The following is a 20,541-nucleotide window of genomic DNA, read 5'->3' on the forward strand; positions in this document are numbered from 1 at the left end:
CTTGAAAGCGAACCCTTGCCCGAACTGGTCGATGGCGAGGTACTGGTCAAGGCCGCCTATCTGTCGATGGATGCGGGCACCCGGATGTGGATGACCGATCGTGAAGACGGCTATCAACCGCCTCTCGAACTGGGCACGAAGATGGTCGGGCTGGTGCTCGGCCATGTCGTAGAGTCCAAACATGCCGGTTTCGCCGAGGGCGACCTGGTGCGCGGCTTCGGGCAATGGGCCGAACATAGCGTGATGCAACCGGAACTGGCCGGGCTGGTGAAGGTTGATGACGGCATCGACGATATAAAACAGCATTTCGGTGTGCTCGGTTTCAACGGCTGGACGGCTTTATGGGGCTTGCAGGAAACCGCCGAGGTGAAAGCCGGTGACAATGTGCTGGTCTCTGCCGCAGCCGGCGCAACCGGCGTGCTGGCCTGCCAGATTGCCAAAATCCTGGGCGCCAATGTCTATGGCCTGGCGGGCGGGCCGGAGAAATGTCGCTGGTTGGAAGAGGAGCTCGGCATCACCAAGGCGATTGATTACAAGAATGATGATATCGCCGCTGAACTGGCGAAGGTCGAAGGCGGCATCAATGCTTATTTCGACAATGTCGGCGGACCGATACTGGATGCAGTCCTGCCCAATATGGCGCTCTATGGCCGCGTCGCACTCTGCGGATTGCTCGCCCAGTACAAGGGGGATGGCCGCGGCCATGGACCGGAAAATTTCGACCAGATATTGATGAAGCGGCTGCGCATCGAAGGCTTTTTCTCGCCCGATTTCATGGATCAGGGCGAGCGGCTGACGGCGGAGCTCAAGGCTTGGCTCGATCAGGGGCTGATCGACACGCCGTTTGATGTGACGGACGGTATCGAGAATGTCCTGACCGCTTATGCAAAATTGTTCACCGGCGGCAATATCGGCAAGGTGCTGGTGAAAATCTAGGCTTTGGCCTGCCTGAAGCGCAGCCCCCACAGTGACAGCCCCATGATGGCCAGGGCATAGGCGATTGCCATGATCGAAATGCCCGGCCATCCGGCATATTCATAGGTGGCCGCGCCCAGCCAGCTCGATATGCCGCCGCCGATAAACATGATGACGATATAGATGGTCATCAGGCGGGTCCTGATTTCCGGGGCGCGGCTGAACAGGATCGTCCGGCTGCAAATATCGACCGATGCTCCGCCAATGGTGTTGAAAATGATCGCGATCACCAAAAGCCAGAGATTATGGCCAGCAAAGGGGAGGATGCAGACACCGACCAGCTGGGCAAGCGAGAAATAGATGCGCGCACGTTCGGCCCCGATACGGTCTGCGAACCGGCCAGCATAAGGGGAACCGAGAACATTGACGATGGCGATGATCGCCAGATAGCCAACCGTATCGACGCCATAGCCATTGCGCGGCAAATGCAGGCCTATCGCCAGCCAGAGCGCAAGAAAAAGGCCGAAGGAAAGCGCCTGTATCAGTCCGCCCAGCGGCACCTCCGGCAGAGATTTCATGATTGGCCAGAGCGAACGGAGCAGGTCGGTGTAGCGCGGCGGCTCGACGTCAGACGGCTTCTCGTCCCGTTTGCGTTCCATGATCAGGGGCAGCAGGATTACCAGCAATGCCATGCTTGCCACCCCGACCCAATAGGCCGAGCGCCATCCGAAATAATGACCCAGCAGGCCGCCACCCACCCGGCTGCCCAATATCCCCAGGGTCACGCCAGCGGTCATAATCCCGGTAACATGGCCAATGCGTCCGGGCGCAACGCGCCGGGTCACATAAGCGGGCAACAAATAGGGCGCGATCGTGACAAAGCCGAGCAAGGAAGAAGCGGCGACAAATGTTGTGAAGCTTGCGGACAGTGCCATCGCCAGCATCGCGAGAAATTGCCCCGCGACAAATATCGTCACCAGCTTGCGGTTGTTGATCCGGTCACCGAGCGGCAGCAGCAACAATATGCCCAGCGCCAAGGCTATCTGGTTGAGCGCCGGAGCGAGCCCGATGGTCGCGCCGCTGACGCCGAATTCTTCGGCAACCGGCGTGATCAGCGGATGGATATAATAGCCATTGGCAACCACCGCCGCCGACGACAGTGCGAAGAGAAAAAGCTTGAGCTCGCTGATACGGGCGGGCGCATTGCCTTCAATTTGGTCGGGACTGTTCATTTGCCTGTGCGCTTACGCGATAACCGTGAAAGCGGAAAACAAAATTCCCGCTCTATTGCCTATCAATTATATCCGTCAGATCTTGCACCGTTTTTCCGTAAACCCGCTCGTGCAGCAGCGCGATCAATTTGGGATCGGCGACGTCGGGATGACCGCTGTTGAACGGCGGATGGGGATCATATTCGAGGCTGAGCTGAATCGATTCGGCCATTCGTTGTCCGGCGATCTCCGCGACCACGGTCAAAGCGAAATCGATACCCGATGTCACGCCACCAGCGGTGATGATATTGCCGTCCTTGACCACGCGCGCTTTTTCATAAGTCGCCCCGAATTTTTCGAGCAAGGAAGTATAGGCCCAATGGCTGGTTGCGCGTTTGCCCCGCAGCAATCCGGCAGCACCGAGGGCCAGCGAGCCCGTGCATACGGAGGTCAGATATTGCGCATCGGCGGCCTGATCGCGCAAAAATTGCAGCGTGGCTTCATCCTGAATAACATCCCTGGTGCCGAAACCGCCGGGGACGCAGAGCAGATCGGCTTGCGGGCAATCGGCGAAATGGGTCGAAGGGAGAATGGCAAAGCCGCTATCGGTCTGTATCGGCTTGATCTCTTTGGCCGCCGTGTGGACCACTGCACCAGGAATGCGACAAAGCACCTGTGCCGGGCCGGTGAAATCCAGCTGGGTAATGCCGTCAAACAGCAGGAAGACGATGTGAAAGGCTTTTGGGCTATCGGTCATCGGGCTACTCCGAAATTTGAGATGCGCCCAGGCGATCGGCTGTAAAAGTCGTTCGCTCCCCGATGGGTATCCATCTTGATCTCGCCAGTTACGAACAGGCACAATCCTAGCAGGACGAGCGCGCGCAAACAAATGGGAAGTGATGCCAGCCAGTAAATATTCATCGATCAGCCGGTAGGATATAATCATGGCTTATGTGATGGAAGATGGCTGGCAGGAGCGCGCCCGATCGCTGGTGGCGGTGATCGCTATTCACGCCGCTCTGGGCTATGCGCTGGTCAGCGGTATGGGAATGGAAATTGCCGAGCGCGTCGACGCCGGGTTCAAGGTGATCAATCTTACCCCGCCACAGCCACCTGAACTGGTGCCGGACAAGAAACCGGCGAAAGCCGAGGAAGGCGCGGCCTCGCCTGAAAACCTGCGGGCAAAGGCCAGCCAGATTGTCTTGTCGCCTCCTGAAGTGAAGCTCAATATAGAAACGCCCGTGGTGGTTGCGCCGGTCGCCGGCGTTGGGAATGACAATAAAGCGGGTGCGTCCGACCAGCCGGGACCGGGTAATGGCAGCGGCGGACTGGGTGAAGGATCAGGAAGCGGGCGTAGCGGCGATGGTACCGGCAGCGGCGGCACAGTCTCCGGTCCGCGCCATCTGTCCGGCGCCTTCGCTCGCAAGGACATTCCCCGCTCCGTCTGGAAAGCCGAAGCACGCGGTAATGTTGTGGCCCGCTTCACGGTCGGCGTTGATGGCCGCGCGCGCGATTGCCAGATCCGGCAGTCCAGCGGCCATCCCGCGCTGGATGCAATCACCTGCCAGCTGATCGAGGCGCGCTTCCGTTTCGAGCCGGCGCGCGATGAGCGCGGCCAGGCGGTCGCCAGCCCCTATGGCTGGGTACAGGAATGGTGGCGGGATGGCCGCGGTCCGCAGCGGGTAAACTGACCCTGTCCTACATGCCCATATAGTCGCGTTTGCCGACGGCTACGCCCTGCATGCGCAGCAGATTATAGGCAGTGGTGATGTGGAAAAACAGATTGGGCAGGAAGAAGCTCAGCACATAGGTCTGGCCATCGAGTTCCATGGTCTGCTCCGGACCGACCGGCATGGAGATTTTCATGTCGGCATTGCCATCGATAGTTGCATCGTCGGCGGCAGCGACCTTTGCTGCACATTCGGCGACCCGTTCGATCAGGGCATCAAATGTTTCGCCTTCCATCGGCATGTTCGGCAGCTTGTCGGGCGCAGTGCCGGTCATCCGCGCCGCACCGCGAACGGCAAATTCGGTGATCATCTGGACCTGCCATTTCAGGTCATTCATGTCGGGGAACAGGCGCGCAGCGAGATAGGCATCTTCGGCGATTCCAGCCGCTTCGGCTGCTGCCTTGGCCTTGGTCAGAGTGTTGGTCAGGCCGCGAAAGGCCTGGGCCGTCGAGCCCTTGAGAATCTGGGAGAGAGCGATGGTCATATGGATTTCTTTCTAAAATCGGGTTGGGGTTGAATGTCTAGAAAATGCCGGCGAGAAGATAGCCGCTCAGGGCGATGAAGCTGCCAAAGGTAGTAAACGCGCCGATCGCCCGAAAGATCGGAAATATCTTGCCCGGTGTGGAACCGTGCGATCCGGCAACCGTCGACAGGGCAATGGCGTGCAAGATACGGCCGACGATGAAGATGATGGCGATGATCCGGACGACATCATTCGGTACCACGGTCATTTCCGCCAGCGCCAGAACGACGATGAACAAAGCGGCATTTTCCGCCAGATTACCATGCCGGCGGATTTTCCGCTCCAGTGCCGGGTCGTCACCCGTGCCGAGATTGACCCGGTTGCGGATGCGATGCATGCCAACCAATATCATCAATATCGCCTGAAGCATGATGAGCACGGCACCGGCGACAGCCGCGATAATCGGTATGGTCATGGGGCATTCTCCTGGTCGATCAATATTATCTTCGGGGGGCTTGCGGCACTTGATGGGCGAGTGCAAGATTTTTAGCGGCTGAAAAATGGCAAGTCAAAGCGACTGAATGCACATACTTGGTGCAAATTTTAGCCATGCAAAGCGGGTGGTTTGGCGCTAGAAGCCAAGCTCATGGACTGGGAAGATGTCAAAACATTCCGCACGGTGATGGAAGCGGGAACGGTGCGCGCTGCGGCCAAGCAGCTCGGGGTGCATCACAGCACGGTCAGCCGCAGGATCGAGCAGCTGGAAAAATCGCTCGACAGCCGCCTGTTCGAGCGCCGTCCCGAAGGTTATTTCCCGACCGCATCGGGAGAGGAACTGGCCCGGGTCGCCGACCAATTTTCGGAAGAATTATTCACCGTCGAGCGCCATATCGCCGGCCGCGATAATGAATTGTCGGGCAGCCTGAAGGTAACCATGGCCGAACCTTTCGCGCTAACCATATTTGCCGACCGGCTGCCGGAATTTTGTGCCGCCTATCCGGGTCTGGACCTGGAAATCATCACCAGCTTTGATTTACTGGATGTGGCCCGACGCGAAGCTGACATCGCCATCCGGATGGACAATAATCCGCCCGATGCCCTGGTTGGCAAACGGCTGTTTGCTTATTGCACGTCCATCTATGCCAATCCTGATTATCTGGCGGAGCAGGATTTTGAAAACCGTCCAGAAGATGCACGGTGGCTTGGCTGGAATGACCACGATGGCCGCTTTCCCGATTGGACCCAGAATAGCGAACATGCGCGGGTTCCAGTCTGGGGCAGTTTTGCCAGTATTGCCCTGCAGGTAAGGCTGGCAAGAGTTGGAATGGGCCTGATCATGGTGCCGTGCATCGCTGCGGATGGCGTGTCGGGGCTGGTGCGGGCAACCGACCGTGACCCGGTGCCATCGCGGGATATCTGGATTTTGACCCATGAAGATTTGCGCAGAACCGCCAGGGTTCGTGCTTTCATGGATTTTGCAGAAATGGTGCTGCGCGACAATAGAGAGGCCTTACAGGGCATTTTGCCCGGCTAGCGCCCCGGCGGGCCGATTATTGACAGGATGAGGCCCAAAATTCGACCAATTTGTTGCTATTTCATACCAGCGCGTTAACCACGCACCTGCACTGCCGTTCAATATATCTCCGCTATCGGAGAGCTTCATGAACACAACTATCTCCAGCTTGTCGCCTGTTCGACAGACCGCCGTCATCTCGGCGATCGCGGCATTGGTGTCGGTCATATTCACCGGAGCGGTATATTTCCTGTTTTTCGGGATGGACGAACGGTTTTGGCCAGCAATCAACATGGCGTTCTTGATACCTTGGGCGATCACGATTCCGCTGGGCTTCCACATGTCGAAACAGCGGTTCAAGCTGGTCGGTCTGACCAACCGGCTCAAGGAAGTGCAAAATAATTTGCGCCAGGCAAACAAGGCGCTCGAACAGCGGGCCAATTTCGACGGGATGACCGGTCTGCTTAGCCGGGACAGCTTTTTCGGGCAGCTCGAGCAAATGCGTGCGGACGAAAAAGCCAATGTCTTAATGATCGTCGACGTCGACCATTTCAAGAAGATCAACGACAATTTTGGTCATCCGATCGGGGATCAGGCGCTGATCCTGCTCGGCAAGGTGTTCCGCAAGACTCTGCGCAAGGATGATCTGGTTGGACGCATTGGCGGCGAGGAATTTGGCATATTTTTGCCCGAAACCAGTGCACCGGAAGGCCAGATCATTGGTGAGATAATCCGGCATGAAATCGAGAATACGATTTTTGAGCCCTATCATAATATGCGTCATGTGATCACCGTCAGCATTGGTGTTACCGATGTTGCCCCGCATCAGGAACGTGGGGCACTTATGGGGAACGCCGATACCGCTCTGTTCACTGCCAAACGGCGTGGCCGCAACCAGGTGGTGTTGTTTGAACCCGGGATGCACGCCAAACCGCGCCCGGTTCATGACAAGGTGCAGGGTTTCAAACCGATTGTTGCGCATTCAAATTTCCGATGATGTGGAATTTGAAATGACGAGGGCTGCTGGCGCTGCTAGTGCTTGCGGCTATGATGGACTCTTCAGACAGCAAACCCAATCACCTCTATCTCGTTGACGGCTCGGCCTATATATTCCGCGCCTATCATCGCTTGCCGCCGCTGACCAATGTGCGCGGCGAGCCGGTCGGCGCGGTCTATGGTTATACGACAATGTTGTGGAAGCTCGCCGACGAGCTCAACAAGGCCGACGGCCCGACCCATATGGCGGTGGTGCTGGACAAGGCGGGGACCAGTTTCCGCAATGATCTCTATGATCAATATAAGGCCAACCGGCCGGAAGCGCCGGAGGATCTGCGGCCACAATTTCCGATGATCCGCGATGCCACGCGCGCATTTTCGCTGCCGCTGATCGAGGAAGAGAATGTCGAGGCGGACGACATGATCGCCTCTTATACCAAGGCAGCGCTGGCGGCGGGCTGGAAAGTCACCATCGTCTCGTCCGACAAGGATCTGATGCAGCTGATCGAGCCACATGGTGACAGCCGCGTCGACATGCTCGACACGATGAAAAATGCCCGGATGAACCGGGCGACTGTCGAAGAGAAATTCGGTGTCGGGCCGGAAAAGCTTGGTGATGTGCTCGGGTTGATGGGCGACAGTTCTGACAATATCCCGGGCGTTCCCGGCATCGGACCGAAAACGGCGTCAAAACTGATCAATGAATTTGGTGATATTGAAAGCGTGCTCGCTGCCGCGCCAGAGATGAAGAAATCCAAGATGCGCGACAATTTGATCGAATTTGCCGATCAGGCGCGCTTGTCCCGGATATTGGTGACGTTGCGGGACGATTGCCCGCTGCCTGATACGCTGGAAAGTTTCCTGATCCAGGATATTCCCGACGCGCCGCTGCGCGCATTTCTGGCGGATCACGGGTTCAACAGCCTGCTCAAGAAGCTCGGCGGTGATGGTCATGCCCAGCCGCAGGACCCTGATGTTGCGGACAAGGTTGCGGCCAATCCGGCGGTGAAAATGCCGGATGTCCCGGCTATTGACCGGTCGCAATATGAATGCGTGCAGACGATCGCGGCGCTTGATCAGTGGATCGCCCGTGCTACCGAACGGGGGGTCTGTGCGGTTGATCTGGAGACCGACAGCCTCGAGAGCGTCACCGCCCGGATTGTCGGTGTTTGTCTTGCCACCGGTCCCAATCAGGCCTGTTATATCCCGCTCGGCCACGCCAGCGGCGACATGTTCGGCGAGACGCCGGAACAGATCGGTCTGGACGAAGCCCTGGCCAAGCTGAAGCCGCTGCTCGAGGATGATGCGGTGCTCAAGGTCGGGCAGAATCTGAAATATGACATGGGCGTGCTGGGCCAGCATAATATCCGGATCACCCCGTTTGACGATACATTGGTGATGAGCTTCAATCTCGACGCGGGTCTTCACGGTCACGGCATGGATGAATTGTCCAAGCTGCATCTCGGCCATGAATGTATCAGCTTCAAGTCGATCACCGGTGCGGGCAAGAAGGCGATCGGGTTCGGCGAAGTGCCGCTCGACAAGGCAACCGAATATGGCGCAGAGGATGCCGATGTCACGCTTCGCCTTTGGGAAATCCTGCGCTTGCGGATGGTCCCGGAGCGGGCGACGCGAGTCTATCAGATGGTTGACCGGCCTTTGGTGCCGGTGATCGCGAAAATGGAACAGACCGGAGTGTTGGTCGACCGTGAGCAACTGTCCCGGCTGTCGTCCACGTTTGCCGAGGAAATGGAGAAACTGGAAACACAAATCCATGAACTGGCCGGCGAATCTTTTTCCATTGGCAGCCCCAAGCAGCTTGGTGAGATTCTATTTGGCAAGCTTGGCCTGAAGGGCGGCAAAAAGGGCAAGTCTGGGCAATATTCGACCGATGTCACCGTGCTTGAACGGCTGGCCGGCGATGGCGAACCGATTGCGCAGAAGGTGGTCGACTGGCGGCAATTGGCGAAGCTCAAATCGACCTATACCGATGCGCTGCAGGAGCAGATTAATCCGAAAACCGGGCGGGTCCACACATCCTACAGCCTGAGTGGGGCGCAAACCGGGCGCTTGTCCTCGACCGAACCGAATTTGCAGAATATACCGATCCGCACCGCAATCGGGCGGCAGATCCGGCAGGCCTTTGTAGCGGCCCCCGGCCATGTCATTCTTGCGGCCGATTATAGCCAGATCGAGCTGCGGCTGGCGGCGCATATCGCCGATGTGGCGACGCTGAAAGAGGCCTTCGCCAACGGTGAGGATATTCATAACCGCACCGCGCGCGAACTGTTCGGCGCCGAAGATCGGGACTCCCGCGCGCGCGCCAAAACGATTAATTTTGCGATTCTTTATGGCATTTCCCGCTGGGGTCTGGCCAAGCGGCTGAAGGTCGAACCGGATGAAGCGCAGGCGATGATCGACACCTATTTCGAACGCTTCCCGGGGATTAATCAATATATCTCCACCACCCTGCAATCGGTCCGCGAAACCGGTTATACCGAGACATTATTTGGCCGTAAGACATGGTTCGAGCGGATCAAATCAAGCAACCAGGCCGAGCGTCAGGGCAGCGAGCGGGCCGCGATCAATGCGCCGATCCAGGGCACCAGCGCCGACATCATCAAGCGTGCGATGGCGAGAATGCTGCCAGCGCTGGCCGAGGCAGGATTGGGTAACGTCCAAATGCTGATGCAGGTGCATGATGAACTGGTGTTTGAGGTGCCCGAAGCGGACGTCGATGCGGCGAGCGCGGTGATCCGTGCGGTCATGTCCGGTGCAGCGGAGCCGGCGGTAAAATTATCGGTGCCGCTCGATGTCGATATCGGGACCGGCAAGAGCTGGGACGAGGCGCATTGAGCTGATCGCCGAACGGCCCGGCACCTCTGGGTCCAGCGTCAGGTCTTGATCCAGAAGCGGATGAAAAAGCCGACCGCGCCGACCGCCAGCACGCCCATCGCCCAATAAGCCAGCATCCAGGCCAGCCGCTTGGGCAATGGTGCGCTATCCGCAGATTTGCCGCCGGATGATAGCGGATCAAAAGCCATTAGTGATAACCGTCCGATCCGACCTTGCCGCGAAACACCCAATAGGCCCATGCGGTATAGGCCAATATGATCGGCACCATGATGCCCGCGCCTACCAGCATGAACATCTGGCTTTCATAAGGCGCTGCGGCTTCCCAGATCGTGACGCGACCGGGGATCACGTCGGGCCACATCGAAACGCCAAGGCCGACGAGACTCAAGCCGAACAGCCCGAGCGCATAGAAAAATGGTGCTGCCTCCTGGCGCTTGGACAGGCTGCGGAAGAATAATACCGAGATTATCAGCGTCGCGAGCGGGATTTGGGCGGTCGCGATGATGCCCGGATAGGCGAGCCAGCGCGTGTAATATTGCGCCTCGAGAAACGGGGTCGCGATGCTGACGGCGGCGATGGCGACGAGCAGCAAGATACCCAGCCGACCGGCATAGCTGTAACATTGGCGCTGCAATGGCCCTTCGGTTTTCCAGATCAGCCAGCAACATCCGAGCAGGGCATAGCCAGCCAGCAGCGCGAAGCCGGTGAGCAGGCTGAACGGGGTCAGCCATTCCCACCAGCCGCCGGCATAGGCGCGGCCTTCGACCGTGATCCCCTGCAGCAATGCGCCCAGCGTGATGCCCTGGGCGAAGGTCGCGATGACCGATCCGGCGGTAAAGGCGAAATCCCAGCGGGCGCGGTGCGCCGGGTCCCGCCAGCGAAACTCAAAGGCCACGCCGCGCAGAACCAGTCCCAGCAACATCGCGATCAACGGCGCATAGAGCGCTGGCAGGATGATCGCATAAGCGAGCGGGAAGGCAGCCAGCAGACCGCCGCCACCGAGCACCAGCCAGGTTTCATTGCCATCCCAGACCGGCGCGATGCTGTTCATCGCCGTATCGCGATCCGGCCCAACCTTGAAATTGGGGAACAATATGCCGATGCCGAGATCAAAGCCGTCCATGATCACATAGACGACGACGGCAAAGGCGATGATGCCCGCCCAGATGACGGTGAGGTCGATGCCGTTCATGGCGCTACTCCTTCCTCATGATCCCCTTCGAGAACCGCCGCGGCGGGGGTAATCCCGGCCGAGCGGATCGGGGCATCGTCAGGTGTTGGTTCATGGGCTCCCGGCGTCTTTGCGGCCAGCTTGAACAGATATAATATCCCAGCGCCGAAGACGACGAAATAGACGACCACAAAGGCCAGCAGCGAAGCGGCAACCGCGGGGGCATCGAGCGGCGCAGCGCTTTCGCTGGTGCGCAGCAGGCCATAGACGGTGAACGGCTGGCGGCCGACTTCGGTCGTTACCCAGCCGGCCAGCACGGCAATGAAGCCGGATGGCCCCATCACCAGGGCCGCGCGGTGCAGCCAAGGCCAGTCATAGAGTTTCTTGCGCGACCGGGCGAGCAGGCTCCACAGGCCGATGCCGAGCATTGCAAAGCCAAGGCCGACCATGATCCGGAACGACCAGAAGACGATCCCGACAGGCGGCTCGTCCTTATCAGGGATGGTATCAAGCCCGGCCAGCGGCGCATTGAGATCATGTTTGAGGATCAAGGACGAGGCCTTGGGTATCTCGATCGCATAATCGACACGCTTTTCCTTGCTGTTGGGAATGCCGAACAGGATCAGCGGCGCGCCGTCGGGATGGCTTTGATAATGGCCTTCCATGGCCATCACTTTCGCGGGCTGATATTCCAGTGTGTTGAGACCGTGCAAATCGCCCATGAATATCTGTGCCGGAGCCACGATTGCTGCCATCCACATCGCCATGGAGAACATTTTGCGCGCGCCCAGATTGGTCTTGTCTTTCAGCAAATGCCAGGCACCGACCGCACCGACCGCAAAGGCAGTGGTCAGATAGGCTGCAAGCAATGTGTGCACCAGGCGATAGGGGAAGCTGGGATTCCAGACAATGTCCCACCAGCCCGCAGCGGGCACGAATTGCCCGACATCGTTGATGGCAAAGCCGACCGGCGTCTGCATCCAGCTGTTGACCGACAGGATCCAGAAAGCGGAGATCAAGGTCCCCACTGCGACGGCCAATGTTGCGACAAAATGCAATTTGCGGCCAACCTTGTTGATCCCGAACAGCATCACGCCGAGAAAACCGGCTTCGAGGAAAAATGCGGTCAGCACTTCATAGGCCATCAGCGGGCCGATAATCGGTCCGGCCTTGTCGGAGAATACCGACCAGTTGGTGCCGAATTGATAGGACATGACGATGCCGGAAACGACGCCCATGGCGAACACCACGGCAAATATCTTGAGCCAGTAACGGTACAGGTTGGCGTAAACGCCCTTGTCGGTTTTCAGCCAGAGACCTTCCAGAACCGCGAGATAGCTGGCGATGCCGATGGTAAAGGCGGGAAATAGAAAGTGGAAACTAACGGTAAAGGCAAATTGTGCCCTCGCCAGATTGATAGCGAGATCATTTTCCATGATGTTTTGGCCTAATGAGGTTTTTTGTTGTCGAGCGCATATGTGCCGGGCCCACGGCAGTAGATGAGAAATAGTGAACCCAGAATCGCGATATTCTTGAACAATGGCCCGGCATGCCCGGGCGCGATATGCACGGTGATGGTAATCGGAACGAGGGTGAGGAATAGCAGCAGAGCCGAAAGCCGGGTCATCCAGCCCAAGGCAAGCATCACACCGAAAATGATGAAAATGCCGCCCGACAGCCACAAAAGCCAGGAGGGGTTGCCGACCATGTTGATCATATTCCACCAGGGTGATTCCACCATCCGGTCCAGCATCATTTGATGCTCGCCAAAATGGCCCAAACCGCCAATGATGAATATCAGGCTGGTCAGGACACGAAAAACGGGATCGGCCCAGTCCCTCAGGTTTTGGGACGGCGTTATATACGTCTCTATCGACCGCATCATATCATGCCTCTTGCCATCCAGTTGTCGGTTATGTTGTCGGCGTTGTCTTCAATATCCGCAACTGCAATTAACGCAGAATAGGCTTCATTTTGTGAAAGGAAGACTCTGCCGGATAATTGTTCGAGAAAATGCGAGCGTTTCAGCCGGTCCATCACCGGACCTTTGACTTCGGACAGATGGAGAGAAATGCCGCCATCTTCGAGCCGGTGGTTGATCGCCTCGATACTTTCCAGCGCCGAGGCATCGATCGCATTGACCGCCGAGCACATCAGCACAACGTGGCGCACGGTTTTCTGTTCGGCGACTTGCTCGAGGATGAATTCTTCCAGCCAGCGGGCGTTCAAATAGGTCAGGCTTTCGTCGATCCGGATGGTCAATATGCGGGGATCGGTGAAAACCTTGTGGCGATTGACGTTGCGAAAATGCTCGGTTTCGGGAACCCGTCCGACGATGGCGGCATGGGGACGCGAACTGCGCCACAGGAAGAGTGCAAGGCTGAGGCCGACGCCCGCGATCACGCCGGGTTCGACGCCCGCGAGCAAGGTGACGCCAATGGTCGCCGCCATCGCCGCAAAATCCATTTTTGAATAGCGCCAGATCGTTTGCGGGGTTTTGAAATCGACCAGGCTCAGTACGGCGACAATGATCGTCGCGGCCAGAGTGGCGATGGGAAGCGAAGCGAGCAGCGGCGTGAGAAACAGCGCCGCCAAGGCGATCCCGATCGCGGTGAAGGCTCCGGCAGCCGGCGTTTCCGCGCCGGCATCGAAATTCACCACCGAACGGGCAAATCCGCCGGTGACCGGATAGCCACCCGAGAATGCCGCCGACAGGTTGGCCGCACCAAGACCGATCAGCTCCTGATCGGGATCGATCCGCTGACGGCGTTTGGCCGCCAATGTCTGGCCGACGGATACGGATTCGACAAAGCCGATGATGCTCAACAGCAAAGCCGGGATGGCGAGTGTTCTCCATAATTCCAGATCGATCAGCGGAACGGAAAAGGGCGGCAGGCTCTGCGGAATATCACCGACCACACTAACCCCCTTTGCCTCCAGGCCCAGGACGATCGTCGCAATGGTCGAAACGGCAACGGCGGCGATCGGTCCGGCCTTGGCCACCAGTTCCGCCGGGCGGGCGGGAATACCAAAGCGCATCAGCAATGGTTTCAGACCCTTGCGGACCCAGAAGAGAAAGGCGGTTGCGGAAACGCCGATGATCAGCGTGGGCACATTGGTTGTCCCGATCGTCGCGACAATGCTGGAAACCAGTTCGGGCATGGCAGCGCCACTAGCCTTGATGCCAAAGATCGATTTCAGCTGGCTGGTCGCAATAATGATACCGCTGGCGGTGATGAATCCCGACACAACCGGATGGGAAAGCAGATTGGCCAGAAAGCCGAGCTTGAATATGCCCAGAAGCAAGAGGAACAGGCCCGAGAGCAGAGCCAGGACCAAGGCGGCGGCGATAAATTCTGTGCTGCCGGGTGGGGCAATGGCGCTGGCGGCGGTCAGGGTCATCAGCGACACCACCGCAACCGGTCCGACCGCCAATGTCCGGCTGGTGCCGAATATCGCATAAGCGATGAGCGGCAGGATCGAGGCATAGAGCCCGATTTCCGGCGGCAATCCGGCCAGCATGGCATAGGCCAGACTTTGCGGGATCAGCATGATCGTGACAATGATGGCAGCGACGCCATCATTGGTCAGTGTGGTGCTGTTATAGCGGCTGCCCCAATCGAGGATCGGCAGATAGCGGGAAATTTTCATTGGGCTATCTTATTCCGCGCCGATGCGGTGGGGCTTGACCATCCATTCCCGTCCCTTGAGCATGCCATGCCAGTAGACCGGCGGCAGGATCGTATCCTTGAGCAACCACGAGAGCCGCGATGGCCGGGTGCCGTCGATCAGCCAGTTGGGAAAGCTCGGCAGCAATTTGCCGCCATAGCCGAATTCGGCCAGCACGACCTTGCCGCGTTCAACGGTCAGCGGGCAACTGCCATAGCCATCATAATCGGCGACGGGCGGTTTGCCTGCGAGGGCGGCAAGGGCATTGACGGCAACAATCGGTGCCTGTTTGCGGACAGCCGCCATCGTCTTGGCATTGGGGGCGCTGCACGCATCCCCCAGCGAAAATATATTGGCATATTTGCTGTGCCGCAGGGTTGCCGGATCGACATCGACGTAGCCATTCTCGGCCGCCAGCGGACTGGAGCGGACAAAATCAGGAGCCATTTGCGGCGGGACGACATGGATCATGTCGAACGCGACTTTGACCCTTTTGGTTTCCTCGCCATGTTTCTGCTCAAAGGTGGCAATCTTGGCCGGGCCATCGACCGCGACCAGTGTGGATTCAAGGTTCAGATGTGCGTTGTAGCGGTCGATATATTCCATCAGCGCGGGCACATATTCCTTGATACCAAACAGCACCGCACCCGTATTGTGGAACTGCACGTCAATATTGGCCAAGACGCCTTCTTTTTCCCATTTGCTGCAGGATAGATACATCGCTTTTTGCGGTGCACCGGCGCATTTTATCGGCATCGGCGGCTGGGTGAACAAAGCCGTCCCGCTGGTCAATTCCTTGACCAGACGATATGTATAGGGCGCGAGATCGAAGCGGTAATTGGATGTGACGCCATTTTTGCCCAAAGTCTCTGGCAGGCCGTCAATCGCTGCCCAGTCGAGCTTGATGCCTGGACAGACGATCAACACGTCATATCCGATCTGCTGTCCGTCCGCCGTGAGGATGGAATTGTTGTCGGGATCAAATGAGCTGACCGCAGACTTTATCCATTTCGCCCGGGCCGGGATCAGATCCTTTTCCTTGCGGTGGGTAAATTCCGCAGAAAAGGCACCGCCCCCGACCATCGTCCAGCCGGGCTGATAATAATGGTCGTCGGCCGGGTCGATAATCGCGAGCGAGATTTTCCCGTCGCGCTTCAGCATGCTGGCAGCGGTCGCAATACCGGCGGATCCGCCGCCGACAATGACCACATTGAACCGGCTGGTGCCAGCCGATGACGAAGGATTTTTTTCGGATGCTGTTTGCGCCATTTCCGTCAATTGCGTCGACCGGGCACCCGACCGGCAATAGGCGAGCGTGGGGCCAGGAAGCGCGGCCAGCGCTGCGACCATTTTTTCGCCGTCCTGATCGGTGATCGCGCCGGACACGGCTGGCACAAAGGCGAATTTCAGACCCGCTTTTTCCGCAGCCGCTGCAATAGCGGTCGAACGAGGATGGTCGCCTGCTTCGTCATCGGGTCGGTTGCAGATGATCGATTTGAAGCCGGCTTTCGCCAGTGCCGTGACATCGCCAAGCTCCAGTTGCGGCGAGACGCTTACGGCATCGTTCAACTTCGTAATTTCCAGCTTGCTTGTCATCGGACATCCTTCTCGGTTCTGACTTTTCTAACTTGTCACGCGATGGGCGATCATCCCTGCGAATAATGCGATCACAAAGGCCAGTGCGGGCAGGGGATTGATAGCCAGGTCGGCTAACCCTGGCCCCGGGCAGAGCCCACTTATGCCCCAGCCAGCTCCAAAAAGCACCGCGCCGATCGTCAGCTTGCGATCAATCAGCGATGTGCCTGGAAGCGAGAAATGCGCATCGGCGAAAGGCTTGTCGAGCCGCCGCTGGATAATCCAGGCAATCGCCATCGGAATCATCGCTCCGCCCATCACAAAGGCAAGCGTCGGGTCCCAATGGCCGAGCAGGTCGAGAAATCCCTGCACCCGCGCTGGATCCGCCATGCCCGAAAAGGCAAGGCCGGCACCGAATAATGCTCCAGCTAAAAGAGCGACCAAAATTTGCTTCACAACAGGCCTCCTGCGCGCATCAGCGCCACTGTGACAAAACCGCTGGCCATGAATATCGCCGTGGCAATCAATGAACGCGGGGATAGCCGCGACATGCCGCAGACACCGTGGCCGCTGGTGCAGCCAGAGCCAAGGCGCGTGCCGTAGCCGACCAGCAAGCCGCCGATGATCAGTGGAATGATCGAGGGCGGAAAACGGGTTTCAATGCCGCCGGTGATCAGGGAGATAATCAGGGCACCCAGCGGCAGGCCGATGACAAATGCAGTGGCTATGCCGCGCGGTGCGCCACTATCGGCAATGCCGGTGGCGCGCGCGGCCAGTCCGCTGACTCCGGCGATACGGCCAAGGCCGAGCAGCATCAATGCGGCGGCGACACCGATCATCAGTCCGCCAATCAGCCCTTCGACCGGCATGGCATGAGGAAAAGCGGCGAGCATCAGACGCCGTTCAACGGAACTTTGAGATACCGCACTCCATTATCTTCTGCTGGCGGCAAATGCCCGGCGCGCATATTCACCTGCACCGACGGCAGGATCAGCCTCGGCATATCCAGCGTCTTGTCCCGCTCGGTCCGCATTTTGACAAATTCGTCCTCAGTGACCCCGTCATGGGCATGAATATTATTTTTCCGCTCTTCGGCGACGGTGGTTTCCCAGACATATTCGGTCCGGCCAGCGGGCAAATAATCATGACACATGAACAGGCGGGTGGTGTCGGGGAGCGACAAAATTCGCCGCATCGACTGGTATAGCTTGCGCGCATCGCCGCCGGGGAAGTCGGCCCTTGCCGTTCCATAGTCGGGCATGAACATCGTATCGCCAACAAAGACCGCGTCACCCACGACATAGGCAATGCAAGCGGGTGTGTGGCCGGGAACGTGCATCACGGTCACGTCGAGCGCGCCGATCTTGAACGTATCGCCGTCGGCGAACAGATGGTCAAAATCCGATCCGTCGCGCTGGAATTCGGTGCCGGCGTTGAACAATTTGCCAAACACATTCTGTACCATCACGATATGCTCGCCAATGGCAATTTTGCCGCCAAGTTTCTCCTGCAGATAGGGGGCAGCCGACAAATGATCGGCATGGGCATGAGTCTCGAGCAGCCATTCGACCTTCAGGTCCTGCTCATGGACATAGGCGATCACTTGATCGGCGGAATCGAACGAAGTCCGGCCGGAAGCCGGATCGAAATCAAACACGCTGTCGATGATGGCGGCGCGTTTGGTTTCCTTGTCATGCACCACATAGGTCACGGTATAGGTCGGCTGATCAAAAAACGCCTTGATCACCGGGATATTGCGCTGGGCGTGGGAGATTTGTTCCGTTGCATGAATCAGGGCCGAATCAGTCATAGAAAATTCCTCATATTCATATTTACATACATTATGTAATACACTATATCGGTTGCGTCAATATATCAACGCGGCCAATTTTCAGGAGGCGCCGAATTTAATGTCAGACGAGTTGCAGATAAAGCCCGGTTCATTGCGTATTGGCGACATCGCGCCGGATTTCGAGGCGCGCACAACCCATGGTCCGGTCAAGCTGTCTGACTATCGCGGCCGCTGGCTGATCTTCTTTTCCCATCCGGCTGATTTCACGCCGGTGTGCACCACCGAATTTGTCGCTCTGGCCCGCCAGCAGGACAAATTTGATGCGCTGGACTGCGCTTTGCTTGGCCTGTCCGTGGACAGTCTTTACGCCCATCTCGCGTGGGTGCGCGCGATCGAGGACAGATTTGATGTCAAAATATCCTTTCCGATTGTCGAGGATCCGAGCATGGCCGTTGGTCACGCCTTTGGCATGATCGATGAAAATGCCGCCGATTCTGCAGCGATGCGGACCAGCTATTTTATCGATCCTCAGGGCATTGTCCGGGCGACAACATGCTATCCGCATAATGTCGGGCGCTCGGTCGACGAGATGATCCGCATGCTGGCAGCCCTGCAACTCACGGATGAAAAAAACATCCTGACTCCGGAAGGTTGGCAACCGGGGGATGACGTGCTGGCAATACCGCCGCTATCGGCCAAAGATATCAGCCGGGACGAAGACTGGTTCTGTCATGTGGTGAAAGCCCCGTGACGGCAATTTTTGAAAGGCGCGATCGGGCGGATGCTGCGACCGAGAAGCTGAAAGTCTTTGCCCAACCGCAGCGGTTGATGATTCTATCCTATCTGCTGCGCGGTGAAAGCAGCGTCAGCGAGATTGATATAGCGACGGGCATCGGCCAACCTGCGCTCAGCCAGCAACTAGCCGCTCTGAGGCAGGCAGATGTCGTTAAAACGCGCCGCGAGGGGAAGCAGGTCTGCTATGATCTTGCCGATGAATCCGTTCGGCTCTGTGTCAGAACGATGGAGGCGTTGTTGACGGATAATCCAGACCCGCAACAGGTTATGAAGGCAGCGACTTTGTTCGGCACGCCAACTGAAAAACCATTGACCGGCAGCGGCACTGCTGGTTTTGCTAAAATTCTATAGGCCAAAATTTTATAGGTCAAAATCTTGCAGGATAGGGAAATTTACCATGAGCAACGACAGCGTCAATCAAGACCAGCATCCCGAAGAGCTGAAACCGGAAGACTGGGCGGGCGAAATGGGATTGAAATGGCTGGCCAGCCTCTCCCTGTTCGAAGAGATGATCGCGCCCATTGGTGACGCGTTGCTGGCCCGGGCCGATTATCAGGATGGCGAGACGGTGATTGATCTGGGTTGCGGCGGCGGTGCGACGACGCTTGCGATTGCCAGCGCGATCGCCCCTTCCGGCAAGGTCATGGGTGTCGATATTTCGCCCGACCTCGTTGCAGCTTCGCAGAAGCGCGCGACCAAGGCCGGCATGACCAACATAGATTTCACCTGCGCCGATGCGTCGACCGTCAAATTGCCGGACGCGCCTTATGACCGTCTCTTCTCCCGCTTTGGCAGCATGTTTTTTGAAGATCCGGTCAGCGCCTTTTCAAACCTGCACGGCCTGGTCCGCAAGGGCGGCCGCATCGATCTGGCAATATGGGGCCCGCCGCGTGACAATTTGTGGATGATGGAAATGATGGGCGTGGTCAGAAATCACGTCGAAGTTCCACCTGCGGTTCCCCGCGCGCCGGGACCATTTGCCTTTGAAGATCTCGAATATTTCGGTGAGATCATGGACGGCAGTGGTTTCACCAATGTCGACGTGATCGCTTATGAAGGTCTGCAACCGGTCGGCGGTGTCGGCGCGACACCCGAACAGGCCGTCGCGTTTGCATTTTCCGCCTTGGCGGTCGGCCGTCTGCTGAGTGACAAGGGCGATGCGGTATTTGCGGCAGCCAGCAAGGAACTGACCGATGTTTTCGCCCGGCATCATGTGCCCGGAAAAGGCGTGATGATGCAGGGCAAGGCCTGGTTGGCATCGGCAATCGCGTAAAAAATTGAGCCCCGCTTCTTGTCGGGCATGGGTTCGGCGAAGAAGTGGGGCCGGTTCTCATGTGCCGATCGGCGCTGTCGAACATGTGACCAACCGCTGATCAACATTGGCTGGTTGCCTGCTAGGTCAAATATTCATCCAGCGTCATGTGCAGTCGCCTGATCCGCGCTTCCTGATAATTGCCGAGCGATTGGGCGCCTTTTTTCGAGGCTTTGGCACCGTCTCGCTGCATACCGAGATTGTCGGTGTCCTGATCGAGTATCTCGGCGAGGACAAAGCCTTCCACGCCCGTATAGCTATCTTCTATCTCCAGCCGGATCGGTTTGGCCGGCGCCGGGCGCTCGCCGCTTTCGGGCAGCGGTTGCAGCACCAATATCTCGTGCAGGCAGTGATCGACATCAATCGGCCGGAACCGGTAGCACAGGCGGATATTGATGCCGGGAAAGAAGAACATATTGGGGAAGAGAAAATATTCGAGGCTGTCGACCATCTCGCTGGTCGATACGCCGGACAGGTCGACATTAAACTCGCCACCATGTTCCTGTCGCAGCATTTCGGCGTGGACCGCCCGCGCCGAGGCGC

Annotated in this window: 21 protein-coding genes, 1 pseudogene and 1 riboswitch; of the genes and pseudogenes, 8 read left to right on the top strand and 14 right to left on the bottom strand. The window is 58.0% G+C overall.

The window, feature by feature from the left end; all coding sequences use genetic code 11:
• Positions 1-936 (top strand): NADP-dependent oxidoreductase (locus V7665_RS07260; protein ID WP_335663870.1); only part of this gene is annotated, 936 nt, incomplete at its 5' end.
• On the opposite strand, the gene V7665_RS07265 is transcribed toward V7665_RS07260, so the two are convergent.
• Positions 933-2,147 (bottom strand): MFS transporter, encoded by a 1,215-nt coding sequence (locus V7665_RS07265; protein WP_335663871.1) that lies wholly within the window; start codon positions 2,145-2,147, stop codon positions 933-935. The genes V7665_RS07260 and V7665_RS07265 overlap by 4 nt on opposite strands.
• A 52-nt stretch (positions 2,148-2,199) precedes the next feature.
• Entirely contained in the window at positions 2,200-2,883 is a 684-nt protein-coding gene (locus V7665_RS07270) for a DJ-1/PfpI family protein (RefSeq protein ID WP_335663872.1), read from the bottom strand.
• An 18-nt stretch (positions 2,884-2,901) separates the two neighbouring features.
• Positions 2,902-2,985, bottom strand: a riboswitch (ZMP/ZTP riboswitch).
• An 85-nt stretch (positions 2,986-3,070) separates the two neighbouring features.
• Between V7665_RS07270 and V7665_RS07275 the strand changes: the two genes are divergently transcribed.
• The gene (locus tag V7665_RS07275; protein ID WP_335663873.1) at positions 3,071-3,817 is read left to right on the top strand and encodes an energy transducer TonB; all 747 of its coding nucleotides are present in this window, start codon (positions 3,071-3,073) and stop codon (positions 3,815-3,817) included.
• Between the two features lie 7 nt (positions 3,818-3,824).
• On the opposite strand, the gene V7665_RS07280 is transcribed toward V7665_RS07275, so the two are convergent.
• Both V7665_RS07280 and V7665_RS07285 read right to left on the bottom strand, forming a co-directional pair.
• On the bottom strand, positions 3,825-4,340 hold the full coding sequence (locus tag V7665_RS07280; protein WP_335663874.1) for a DUF1993 domain-containing protein: 516 nt from the start codon (positions 4,338-4,340) through the stop codon (positions 3,825-3,827).
• Between the two features lie 37 nt (positions 4,341-4,377).
• Complete coding sequence (locus V7665_RS07285) at positions 4,378-4,794, bottom strand: MAPEG family protein (protein ID WP_335663875.1); 417 nt, start codon at positions 4,792-4,794, stop codon at positions 4,378-4,380.
• Positions 4,795-4,965: 171 nt separating this feature from the next.
• On the opposite strand from V7665_RS07285, the gene V7665_RS07290 reads away from it, so the two are divergent.
• From V7665_RS07290 to polA, 3 genes are all read left to right on the top strand, one after another.
• A complete protein-coding gene (locus V7665_RS07290) occupies positions 4,966-5,853 on the top strand; it encodes a LysR family transcriptional regulator (RefSeq protein WP_335663876.1) in 888 nt (295 codons plus the stop codon).
• A 127-nt stretch (positions 5,854-5,980) separates the two neighbouring features.
• Positions 5,981-6,829, top strand: a complete 849-nt coding sequence (locus V7665_RS07295) for a GGDEF domain-containing protein (RefSeq protein ID WP_335663877.1) — start codon at positions 5,981-5,983, stop codon at positions 6,827-6,829.
• 50 nt (positions 6,830-6,879) lie between these two features.
• Positions 6,880-9,684 (top strand): DNA polymerase I, encoded by a 2,805-nt coding sequence (gene polA, locus V7665_RS07300; protein ID WP_335663878.1) that lies wholly within the window; start codon positions 6,880-6,882, stop codon positions 9,682-9,684.
• Between the two features lie 38 nt (positions 9,685-9,722).
• Here the strand turns inward: polA and V7665_RS07305 are convergent, their stop codons facing one another.
• From V7665_RS07305 to V7665_RS07345, 9 genes are read right to left on the bottom strand one after another with little or no spacing between them, the layout of a single operon-like run.
• Positions 9,723-9,872 (bottom strand): DUF2474 family protein, encoded by a 150-nt coding sequence (locus V7665_RS07305; RefSeq protein WP_335663879.1) that lies wholly within the window; start codon positions 9,870-9,872, stop codon positions 9,723-9,725.
• Complete coding sequence (gene cydB, locus V7665_RS07310) at positions 9,872-10,876, bottom strand: cytochrome d ubiquinol oxidase subunit II (protein ID WP_335663880.1); 1,005 nt, start codon at positions 10,874-10,876, stop codon at positions 9,872-9,874. The genes V7665_RS07305 and cydB overlap by 1 nt, the downstream gene beginning before the upstream one ends.
• Positions 10,873-12,291, bottom strand: coding sequence for a cytochrome ubiquinol oxidase subunit I (locus V7665_RS07315; RefSeq protein WP_335663881.1), 1,419 nt, complete (start codon positions 12,289-12,291; stop codon positions 10,873-10,875). Before V7665_RS07315 ends, cydB begins: the two co-directional genes overlap by 4 nt.
• A gap of 11 nt (positions 12,292-12,302) precedes the next feature.
• Complete coding sequence (locus V7665_RS07320; RefSeq protein WP_335663882.1) at positions 12,303-12,740, bottom strand: DoxX family protein; 438 nt, start codon at positions 12,738-12,740, stop codon at positions 12,303-12,305.
• Complete coding sequence (locus tag V7665_RS07325; protein ID WP_335663883.1) at positions 12,737-14,506, bottom strand: SulP family inorganic anion transporter; 1,770 nt, start codon at positions 14,504-14,506, stop codon at positions 12,737-12,739. The genes V7665_RS07320 and V7665_RS07325 overlap by 4 nt, the downstream gene beginning before the upstream one ends.
• A gap of 9 nt (positions 14,507-14,515) precedes the next feature.
• Positions 14,516-16,108 (bottom strand): TIGR01244 family sulfur transferase, encoded by a 1,593-nt coding sequence (locus tag V7665_RS07330; RefSeq protein ID WP_442955191.1) that lies wholly within the window; start codon positions 16,106-16,108, stop codon positions 14,516-14,518.
• 39 nt (positions 16,109-16,147) lie between these two features.
• Positions 16,148-16,555, bottom strand: coding sequence for a DUF6691 family protein (locus V7665_RS07335; RefSeq protein WP_335663885.1), 408 nt, complete (start codon positions 16,553-16,555; stop codon positions 16,148-16,150).
• Positions 16,552-16,992, bottom strand: coding sequence for a YeeE/YedE family protein (locus V7665_RS07340; RefSeq protein WP_335663886.1), 441 nt, complete (start codon positions 16,990-16,992; stop codon positions 16,552-16,554). The genes V7665_RS07335 and V7665_RS07340 overlap by 4 nt, the downstream gene beginning before the upstream one ends.
• Positions 16,992-17,909, bottom strand: coding sequence for an MBL fold metallo-hydrolase (locus tag V7665_RS07345; RefSeq protein ID WP_335663887.1), 918 nt, complete (start codon positions 17,907-17,909; stop codon positions 16,992-16,994). Before V7665_RS07345 ends, V7665_RS07340 begins: the two co-directional genes overlap by 1 nt.
• A 100-nt stretch (positions 17,910-18,009) precedes the next feature.
• Between V7665_RS07345 and V7665_RS07350 the strand changes: the two genes are divergently transcribed.
• Genes V7665_RS07350 through V7665_RS07360 form a run of 3 tightly spaced genes read left to right on the top strand, consistent with a single transcriptional unit; the run spans position 18,010 to position 19,959 of the window.
• Positions 18,010-18,642: a peroxiredoxin gene (locus tag V7665_RS07350; RefSeq protein ID WP_335663888.1), complete on the top strand. Its 633-nt coding sequence runs from the start codon at positions 18,010-18,012 to the stop codon at positions 18,640-18,642.
• The gene (locus V7665_RS07355) at positions 18,639-19,037 is read left to right on the top strand and encodes an ArsR/SmtB family transcription factor (RefSeq protein ID WP_335663889.1); all 399 of its coding nucleotides are present in this window, start codon (positions 18,639-18,641) and stop codon (positions 19,035-19,037) included. The genes V7665_RS07350 and V7665_RS07355 overlap by 4 nt, the downstream gene beginning before the upstream one ends.
• Before the next feature lie 46 nt (positions 19,038-19,083).
• Complete coding sequence (locus V7665_RS07360) at positions 19,084-19,959, top strand: class I SAM-dependent methyltransferase (protein ID WP_335663890.1); 876 nt, start codon at positions 19,084-19,086, stop codon at positions 19,957-19,959.
• 121 nt (positions 19,960-20,080) lie between these two features.
• On the opposite strand, the pseudogene V7665_RS07365 reads toward V7665_RS07360, so the two are convergent.
• Positions 20,081-20,541: pseudogene (locus tag V7665_RS07365) on the bottom strand (aromatic ring-hydroxylating dioxygenase subunit alpha); the annotation flags it as partial.

The organism is Parasphingorhabdus sp. (assembly GCF_036964675.1).
GTDB lineage: Bacteria > Pseudomonadota > Alphaproteobacteria > Sphingomonadales > Sphingomonadaceae > Parasphingorhabdus.

Coding starts and splice junctions, on each gene's coding strand:
- V7665_RS07275 (WP_335663873.1), top strand. CDS start 3,071: ATGGCTTATGTGATGGAAGATGGCTGGCAGGAGCGCGCCCGATCGCTG.
- V7665_RS07325 (WP_335663883.1), bottom strand. CDS start 14,506: ATGAAAATTTCCCGCTATCTGCCGATCCTCGATTGGGGCAGCCGCTAT.
- V7665_RS07295 (WP_335663877.1), top strand. CDS start 5,981: ATGAACACAACTATCTCCAGCTTGTCGCCTGTTCGACAGACCGCCGTC.
- V7665_RS07285 (WP_335663875.1), bottom strand. CDS start 4,794: ATGACCATACCGATTATCGCGGCTGTCGCCGGTGCCGTGCTCATCATG.
- V7665_RS07290 (WP_335663876.1), top strand. CDS start 4,966: ATGGACTGGGAAGATGTCAAAACATTCCGCACGGTGATGGAAGCGGGA.
- cydB (WP_335663880.1), bottom strand. CDS start 10,876: ATGAACGGCATCGACCTCACCGTCATCTGGGCGGGCATCATCGCCTTT.
- V7665_RS07320 (WP_335663882.1), bottom strand. CDS start 12,740: ATGATGCGGTCGATAGAGACGTATATAACGCCGTCCCAAAACCTGAGG.
- V7665_RS07315 (WP_335663881.1), bottom strand. CDS start 12,291: ATGGAAAATGATCTCGCTATCAATCTGGCGAGGGCACAATTTGCCTTT.
- V7665_RS07345 (WP_335663887.1), bottom strand. CDS start 17,909: ATGACTGATTCGGCCCTGATTCATGCAACGGAACAAATCTCCCACGCC.
- V7665_RS07305 (WP_335663879.1), bottom strand. CDS start 9,872: ATGGCTTTTGATCCGCTATCATCCGGCGGCAAATCTGCGGATAGCGCA.
- polA (WP_335663878.1), top strand. CDS start 6,880: ATGATGGACTCTTCAGACAGCAAACCCAATCACCTCTATCTCGTTGAC.
- V7665_RS07265 (WP_335663871.1), bottom strand. CDS start 2,147: ATGAACAGTCCCGACCAAATTGAAGGCAATGCGCCCGCCCGTATCAGC.
- V7665_RS07280 (WP_335663874.1), bottom strand. CDS start 4,340: ATGACCATCGCTCTCTCCCAGATTCTCAAGGGCTCGACGGCCCAGGCC.
- V7665_RS07350 (WP_335663888.1), top strand. CDS start 18,010: ATGTCAGACGAGTTGCAGATAAAGCCCGGTTCATTGCGTATTGGCGAC.
- V7665_RS07360 (WP_335663890.1), top strand. CDS start 19,084: ATGAGCAACGACAGCGTCAATCAAGACCAGCATCCCGAAGAGCTGAAA.
- V7665_RS07270 (WP_335663872.1), bottom strand. CDS start 2,883: ATGACCGATAGCCCAAAAGCCTTTCACATCGTCTTCCTGCTGTTTGAC.
- V7665_RS07340 (WP_335663886.1), bottom strand. CDS start 16,992: ATGCTCGCCGCTTTTCCTCATGCCATGCCGGTCGAAGGGCTGATTGGC.